The following is a 7,888-nucleotide window of genomic DNA, read 5'->3' on the forward strand; positions in this document are numbered from 1 at the left end:
TGCCTATACAATGTAAATATGGTGTAATGCAAAAAAAGATAAAGGATTTTAAAGAATGACTGAAACAATTCAAAACTTCTTAACAGACTATTATTCAATCGCAATTCCACTTAGTATCTTAATCAACATCATCATCAGTCTTTTAGGTTTTATCCCTAGTATTTTTTTGACCGCCATTAATATACAGCTCTTCGGTGTAACAAATGGCACAATCATTTCGATCGCAGGTGAGGCATTAGGGGCTATTATCTCGTTTTATATTTATCGTATAGGCCTTCAAAAGTTCACTCACGATAAAGTAAATACGTATCCAAAGGTAGAACGCCTTCTTTACGTAGAAGGCAGAGAGGCATTTCTACTAGTCCTATCTTTTCGTTTTATTCCTTTCATTCCGTCCAGTATCGTTACTTTATTTGCAGCTCTAGGCAAAATGTCATTACTCTCTTTCAGTATTGCCAGCACAATAGGGAAAATACCGGCTTTATTGATTGAAGTATATTCTGCATATCATGTCATTAACGGAACAAATGAAGCGAAATGGATTATTACAATCGCAGGTTGTGTTGGATTATTTTATTTGTGGAAAAAATGGAGAAAAAAATAAAGAAGGAGCATAGGCTCCTTCTTTATTTTTGAGGTATTTTATTAATAACTATCCCTTAAAGCCTTAGTTTACACCAACAGCACTAAATGATTGCTTAACTGCTGCTACTTCTGCAGAGCTAGCACCATATAAATCAGCTGCAGCTTGTACTGCACCAGCACGTGCTTGACTAAATGTAGTAGATTGCGTGAAATACTGTGTATTTGCACGGTAGTAAATCGCACCTAATTTATCTTTACCGATACCAGTTACAGTTACACCAGAATGCGTACCACCATTTGCTAATAAATAAGCTTGTTTGTTAATAATACCACTGTTTGTATGAACGCCACCGTTATCACTTGAACCAGTGTAACGCTTAGAATAATGGTCTGGGTCACCATATTTCGCTGGATCACTCATAGAACGAAGTGCATCTCCCGCCTTACCAGGTGTATAAATATCTTCACCAATCTCCCAATCTGGGTTACGGTTATCATAGAATTCTACTAAAGTACCAAAAATATCAGAAATTGCTTCATTTAACGCTCCTGATTCATTTTGATAAATTAAATCCGAGCTATTTTCCGTAACAGCATGTGTTAATTCATGGCCAATTACATCAATGCCACCAGATAATGAAGTGAATGTTACACCATCACCATCTCCGTATACCATTTGTGAGCCGTTCCAGAATGCATTATTATACTTACTTCCGTAATGAACTGTTGATTTTAACGGTGCTCCTGCATCATTAATAGAGTTTCTGTTAAATGTAGCTTTATAGTAATCATATGTTTTACCTGCATAGTAATGAGCATCTACTGCCGCTGCATCATACGCTGCATTGAAAACATTATCTGCATCTGCCCATAATGTTCCTGGTAATGTTGAGCCGTTTTTCGCATCATATGTGAAAATTGTTGCTCCGCGCGTATTATCTTGCAAGTAGTAAGATGATCCAGATAACGTTGTATTAAGCGATTTCGTATCTCCTAATACACCTTTACCAGTTCCCACTTTATTCGTCCCTGTTACAGGCTTTACAACCGCTTTCGCTTCCTGTTTAGGAGCATCTTGCTTAACTGGTGACTTATCATCATTCGTTACATGATCAAGTTTATTATATTTATTTAACACTTTACCGCTTTCCGCTTCAATGAAATAGTAATAGTTTCCTGGATTTGGCTCTAAGAAGTTTAAATTCACAACGTATGCATATGTCGTTTCTTCACCATTTTGATATACATATAAATCCGCTTTTGGATCCACTTCGTATTTAGGTGTTACTCCTAAATCTTGTTGCGCAATTTCAATTGCTTTTGCGCCTTCAATCTTATTTTTGTTTTTTAACTTTTCCTTCTTGTCTAAATCAGGCGCAACTGTTCCAGACAATACTTTTAAAGAACCATCTTTACTTACGTGAGCTACTTGAGTAGACCCCCATACAGGTACTCCCTCGTAAACTTGTTGCATACGTACTACCGTTGAATCAGTTACTGCATCTTTTTTCACTTGTTTCACTTTGAAAGAATCTTGCGCACTCTTTTCCCCTAGCTTATAATCACCTTTTGCTGCGTTTAAGTAATCAAACACCACAGATTCCGCTTTCTTACCAGTCGCTCCAGTTAGATCACCAGAAATAAACTCAGGTGACTGTACCGTCTCATTGTACTTCTTAGTAGAGAGTACATTTTTAGAATCCGCAAATGCAGAGCCTGTCCCTCCAAACGCTGTAACTGCCATTCCTGTCGCTAACACTAACGCTAAACTCTTCCTTTTCATATAAACTTCCCCCTAATAAAAAAATTTGAAAACGAGTAGTTTCATATTAGCATTATGTTTCCACTATTAATATACTAAAAATTCAATTAATTTCTTTCTCAAGTTTTGTAGAATTTTGAGGAACAAATATTGAAAAAAAAACCCTTTCCGTTGGGAAAGGGTTTTTTTTTATAAATTAATTTGTTCAACTGTTTTAGCTTCTTGCCCTAGAGTATCCGGCTTCCAAGCATACTGAATATCCAATACTACAGCTGCAATTGCCATAACCACAAATGTTCCTGCAATTAACTTTTTCATACTATCCCTCCTCTTTACTCTTCTAATAAAGTAATCGCTAATTTATAATAGCGATTACTTTCTTTAAAATCTGAGCATTCTTCTAAGTATTCAGCTAGTTCTAAGTATACTTTCTTTAAATCTTTTATATTTTCCTCTGTTTTAAAGAAAGGAACTACTTCTGTTTCTAGAAATTTTTTATAGAGGTCTCTTTCTTCAAAATATTTATATCTTAAATTTAACAATAAATATAGCATCCCTTTGTATCTATCATCTTTCCTTGCAGCAAGGATACCTTTTTCAATCCATTCAGCCGCTTCCTCAAGTTCTCCTAATTGAATACACTGTAACGAGAGCTCATACATGGCATCAATATAATTCATATCCTCTTCTTTTTTATACTTTAAGCATTCTATATAATACTCTTTCGCCTTGGCATAATTTTTTTGTCGGTAGTACAGATAACCAATATTATTTAAAGCAATAGAAAGAATATTATCTTTATCAGCAAAAGAAGTTGCTTCTCTTATGATATGATTATAGATTTCCATAGCTTCATTATATTGTTTTTTTCTAGTATAACTAAACGCAATTAAAAACTTACAATTAATTATATTTCTAAATTTATATTCACTTTTAAAACCTTCTAATGCCACATTAGCAAAATATAATGTCATATGGTCTATTTCCATCTGACTATATGTCAATGCCAAATTATAATATATTCCTGTTTCATAATATCCTAACTCTTTCGCCATCGATTCCGTCTTTAACAGATATTCTAATGCCTGCGTATATTTGTACTGCACAGAATATAATAATGCCTTATTATACGTATATAACATCTTCTGAAAAGGCGAGTATTTCTTATACACTTTCTTCAATCCGTCCAATTCTTCTTCAACAGCAGGGAGATCCCGCTTCATCATTAAATAACGTGTATACAGCAGTTTATAATAATTTATAATTTCAAAATCCAACACATGCTTCATTTCACCTTGCAACTCTTCGTATATGCGCTCTACTTGTTGCTTGTCCAAATGAACTAATGCATTCAACCACTCGTCCAACTTCACTTTCACATCTTCTTCTACATCTCTCAAATCCGTCACAGCAATTTCTAGTCTTGTGCAGAGCAATTGTAGAATTTCTTCTGATGCTTCAATCTTTCCATTTTCGATCTTACTTAAGTATGAGACAGAACAAATGCCCTGACATAATTCTTCTTGTGTCATTTTTTGCTGTAGCCGTTTATAAAAAACTTGCTTGCCTATTTTTTCTAATGTTTGTTGCATTGTCCTCCTCCATTCTCATTACCCCCACTACTCTAATAATACATAAAATCTAGAGAAATATAAATTGATAAATGTAAATTTTCTAAAAAATATGCATTATTTCATTTTTTTCTCTCTTGACTTCAATCCCCTATTACTTCTTTGCTACGAAAGGGGAAAAATTGGTATACTATAATCAAATTACGGAGGTGTTTTCGCAATGAATCATTATAAAGACGATAGTTACGCCTTACATACAGATTTATATCAAATCAACATGGCTTATACATATTGGAAAGATGGTATTCATACTCGCCGTTCTGTTTTTGATCTATACTTTCGAAAGCTTCCATTCGAAAACGGCTATGCTGTTTTTGCTGGTCTTGAAAAAATTGTAGAGTACATAGAAAATTTCAGCTTTACCGAAAGTGACATCGCTTATTTAGCAGAGCTGCAATTTGAAGAAGACTTCCTTCATTATTTACAAAACATGAAATTTACTGGCACGATTCGTAGTATGCAAGAAGGCGAAGTTGTTTTTAATAACGAACCATTATTACGTGTTGATGCACCGCTTGGCGAGGCACAAATAATTGAAACCGCCCTCTTAAATATTGTAAATTACCAAACATTAATTGCTACAAAAGCTGCACGTATGAAGCACGCTGCAAATAATGATGAGCTTTTAGAGTTCGGTACAAGACGAGCTCATGAGTTTGATGCTGCCCTTTGGGGAACACGAGCTGCCTTTATTGGTGGTTTTTCATCTACAAGTAACGTTCGCGCAGGGAAACGATTTGGCATCCCTGTAGCTGGCACACATGCCCATTCTTTCGTTCAAGCATATCGCGATGAATATGTTGCATTTAAAAAATATGCTGAAACACATAAAAAATGTGTATTTCTTGTCGATACATACGACACATTAAAATCTGGTGTTCCAAATGCGATTCGTATTGCAAAAGAGTTCGGGGATCGTATCGATTTTTATGGCATTCGCCTTGATAGTGGTGATATGGCATATTTATCAAAGGAGGCCAGAAAACAACTTGATGCAGCTGGATTTACAAACACAAAAATTATCGCTTCTAGCGATTTAGATGAATATACGATTATGCACTTGAAATCTCAAGGGGCAAAAATTGATGTATGGGGTGTTGGTACAAAGCTGATTACATCCTTTGAGCAGCCAGCATTAGGGGCTGTTTATAAACTAGTCGCTATTGAAGATACTGACGGAAAATTAAATGATACGATTAAGATTTCATCTAATCCTGAAAAAATTACAACCCCAGGACTTAAACGAGTTTATCGTATTATTAACCGTGTTAACGATCATGCAGAGGGCGATTATATTGCTTTAGAGTCAGAAGAACCCGGAAAAGAAGAGCGTTTAAAAATGTTTCATCCAGTTCATACATATATAAGTAAATTCGTAACAAGCTTTGAAGCACGCGAACTACATCAAGATATTTTCATTAACGGTAAAAGAGCGTATGAATTACCTAATATATTAGATATTCAAAAGTATAATGAACGCAGCCTCTCACTATTTTGGGAAGAGTATATGATTAAAATAATAAGAAGAATATTATATTTTTGTAAATTTATATATTAAATTATTTAAAAACAAAATAATATTTGATATTATTTTCTTGAGTCAATTTCAACAAAATAACCAATAAAAAAGAGGACGCAATTGCGTCCTCTTTTTTATAAATCTTTTACTCGTAGTACACGCATTGCATTTAATACTGCAAGTAACGTCACACCAACATCTGAGAAGACTGCTTCCCACATTGTTGCAATACCAAAGGCGCCGAGTAATAACACTAACCCTTTTACCCCTAATGCAAATATAATATTTTGCCATACGATGCTACGTGTACGTTTTGCAATTTTTACTGCTGTCACAATTTTTGAAGGCTCATCAGTCATAATAACGATGTCAGCAGCTTCAATTGCTGCATCTGACCCTAAGCCGCCCATCGCAATACCAACGTCTGCCCTTGCTAGTACTGGCGTATCATTAATACCATCACCGACGAATGCAATCTTTTCTTTACCGCGTTTTGCTGCATCAATTTTTTCAATTTCTTCTACTTTTTGGTGTGGTAATAATTCGGCATGAACTTCATCTAAACCTAATTCTTTACCAACAGCTTCCCCGACTGATTTTGCATCACCAGTTAACATGACTGTCTTCTTAATACCTAGTTCTTTTAACTTTTGAATTGCTTGTTTTGAATCCTCTTTTACCTCATCAGAGATAACAAAATAACCTGCATATTTACCATCTACAGCAACATGAACTAGTGTACCTACTGTATTTGGTTGCTTAAATGTAATGTTTTCTTTGCTCATTAATTTAGCATTACCTGCGAAAATTTCTTTTCCTTGTACTTTTACAACCGTACCATGACCAGAAATTTCACTATAGTCTTCAATAGCATTTTCATCGATTGATTTTCCATATGCATTTCGAATAGATTGTGCAATCGGATGATTTGAATATACTTCTGCAAATGCCGCATATTCTAATAGCTCTTCAGCTGTGATACCTTCACTAGGCTCCATCTTCGTAACTTTAAAGACACCTTTTGTTAATGTTCCTGTTTTATCAAAAACGATATATTCCACATCATTCAATGCTTCTAAATAGTTACTTCCTTTTACTAAAATACCACTTTTAGATGCCCCACCAATACCGCCAAAGAATCCAAGAGGAATCGATACAACGAGCGCACATGGACAAGAGATTACTAAGAATACTAAAGCTCTATAAATCCAATCGGAGAATGTAGCACCCTCTAAAATAAGTGGTGGAATAAATGCCATTATTGCTGCTGTTATAACTACAACAGGAGTATAATAACGTGCAAACTTCGTAATAAAGTTTTCTGTTGGCGCTTTTTTGCTACTTGCATTTTGTACTAAGTCTAAAATTTTCGATACAGTCGATTCACCGAACTCTTTTGTAACTTCAACAATTAATACACCATTTTGGTTTACAAAACCACTTAATACGTCATTACCAACTTCTACTTCTCGCGGTACAGATTCACCTGTAAGTGCTGAAGTATCCATCATTGATGTTCCCTCAACTACTTTTCCGTCTAACGGTACTTTTTCACCTGGTTTTACGATAATATACTCACCAATTTGCACATCTTCTGGTGATACTTGTTTCGTTTCATTTCCAACTTTCACATTCGCATAATCAGGACGAATATCCATTAATGAAGTAATTGATTTTCGAGAGCGATTTACCGCAATACTTTGGAATAGTTCCCCCACTTGATAAAATAGCATTACCGCAACAGCTTCTGAATATTGTTGAATTGCAAAAGCTCCTACAGTTGCGATTGCCATTAAAAAGTTTTCATCAAACACTTGGCCGCGAGTTATGTTTCTTACTGCTCTCCAAACAATATCTCCACCAATTAATAAATACGCAAGGACGAATAATGGAATTGTTATCATTTGCGGTAATCCGGCTAACGCAGCAATCCCTGTCAAAATTCCGCCGACTACTAATCTTCCTATCATCTTTTTCACATTTCCATCACCATGATCATGGCCGTGGTCGTGTCCTTTTTCCTCTTCACGAACAACTTTTACATCAGGCTCTAGCTTTTGAACAACATTTTTTATATTTTGTACAGTCGATTCAAGTTCTCGTTTATTTGCAACTTCTACTCGTAATTTCTTTGATACGAAATCAACAGTTGCTTCTGAAACTGTTGGCATTTCCTTTACCTTATTTTCAATCTTCATTGCACAATTTGCACAGTCTAAGCCTTCTAATACAAACACTTCTTTTATTAATTTTGTTTTTTGCTCTTCTTGCACTTTAATCTGCGGCTCTAATTTTGTAACAAGTTGCTTCGCTTCCGTAACAACTTGATTTTCTTTATTTTGCGGTGTTTCTAAAAGCATCGTTTTTGTTGCAAAGTTTACGGAACAAGAC

5 protein-coding genes and 1 pseudogene are annotated in these 7,888 nt (G+C 35.1%); 2 read left to right on the forward strand and 4 right to left on the reverse strand.

From position 1 onward, the window contains the following. Positions 1 to 55: 55 nt before the first annotated feature. Entirely contained in the window at positions 56 to 604 is a 549-nt protein-coding gene (locus tag AC1DJR_RS16010) for a TVP38/TMEM64 family protein (RefSeq protein WP_404468305.1), read from the forward strand. A 63-nt stretch (positions 605 to 667) separates the two neighbouring features. On the opposite strand, the gene AC1DJR_RS16015 is transcribed toward AC1DJR_RS16010, so the two are convergent. The 3 genes from AC1DJR_RS16015 to AC1DJR_RS16025 form a co-directional block, all read right to left on the reverse strand. Further along, a complete protein-coding gene (locus AC1DJR_RS16015) occupies positions 668 to 2,368 on the reverse strand; it encodes a M4 family metallopeptidase (protein ID WP_477002998.1) in 1,701 nt (566 codons plus the stop codon). A gap of 168 nt (positions 2,369 to 2,536) precedes the next feature. Then, entirely contained in the window at positions 2,537 to 2,665 is a 129-nt protein-coding gene (locus AC1DJR_RS16020) for an NprX family peptide pheromone (protein ID WP_000733136.1), read from the reverse strand. Positions 2,666 to 2,679: 14 nt separating this feature from the next. Beyond that, on the reverse strand, positions 2,680 to 3,939 hold the full coding sequence (locus tag AC1DJR_RS16025; RefSeq protein ID WP_002010467.1) for a tetratricopeptide repeat protein: 1,260 nt from the start codon (positions 3,937 to 3,939) through the stop codon (positions 2,680 to 2,682). Positions 3,940 to 4,138: 199 nt separating this feature from the next. On the opposite strand from AC1DJR_RS16025, the pseudogene AC1DJR_RS16030 reads away from it, so the two are divergent. Beyond that, a pseudogene (locus AC1DJR_RS16030) lies at positions 4,139 to 5,488 on the forward strand (nicotinate phosphoribosyltransferase); the annotation flags it as partial. Positions 5,489 to 5,631: 143 nt separating this feature from the next. On the opposite strand, the gene AC1DJR_RS16035 reads toward AC1DJR_RS16030, so the two are convergent. After that, a partial coding sequence (locus tag AC1DJR_RS16035; protein WP_477002999.1) for a heavy metal translocating P-type ATPase occupies positions 5,632 to 7,888 on the reverse strand: 2,257 nt, incomplete at its 5' end.

This window comes from Bacillus sp. 05T31 (genome assembly GCF_056396725.1).

Coding starts and splice junctions, on each gene's coding strand:
- AC1DJR_RS16010 (WP_404468305.1), top strand. CDS start 56: ATGACTGAAACAATTCAAAACTTCTTAACAGACTATTATTCAATCGCA.
- AC1DJR_RS16015 (WP_477002998.1), bottom strand. CDS start 2,368: ATGAAAAGGAAGAGTTTAGCGTTAGTGTTAGCGACAGGAATGGCAGTT.
- AC1DJR_RS16020 (WP_000733136.1), bottom strand. CDS start 2,665: ATGAAAAAGTTAATTGCAGGAACATTTGTGGTTATGGCAATTGCAGCT.
- AC1DJR_RS16025 (WP_002010467.1), bottom strand. CDS start 3,939: ATGCAACAAACATTAGAAAAAATAGGCAAGCAAGTTTTTTATAAACGG.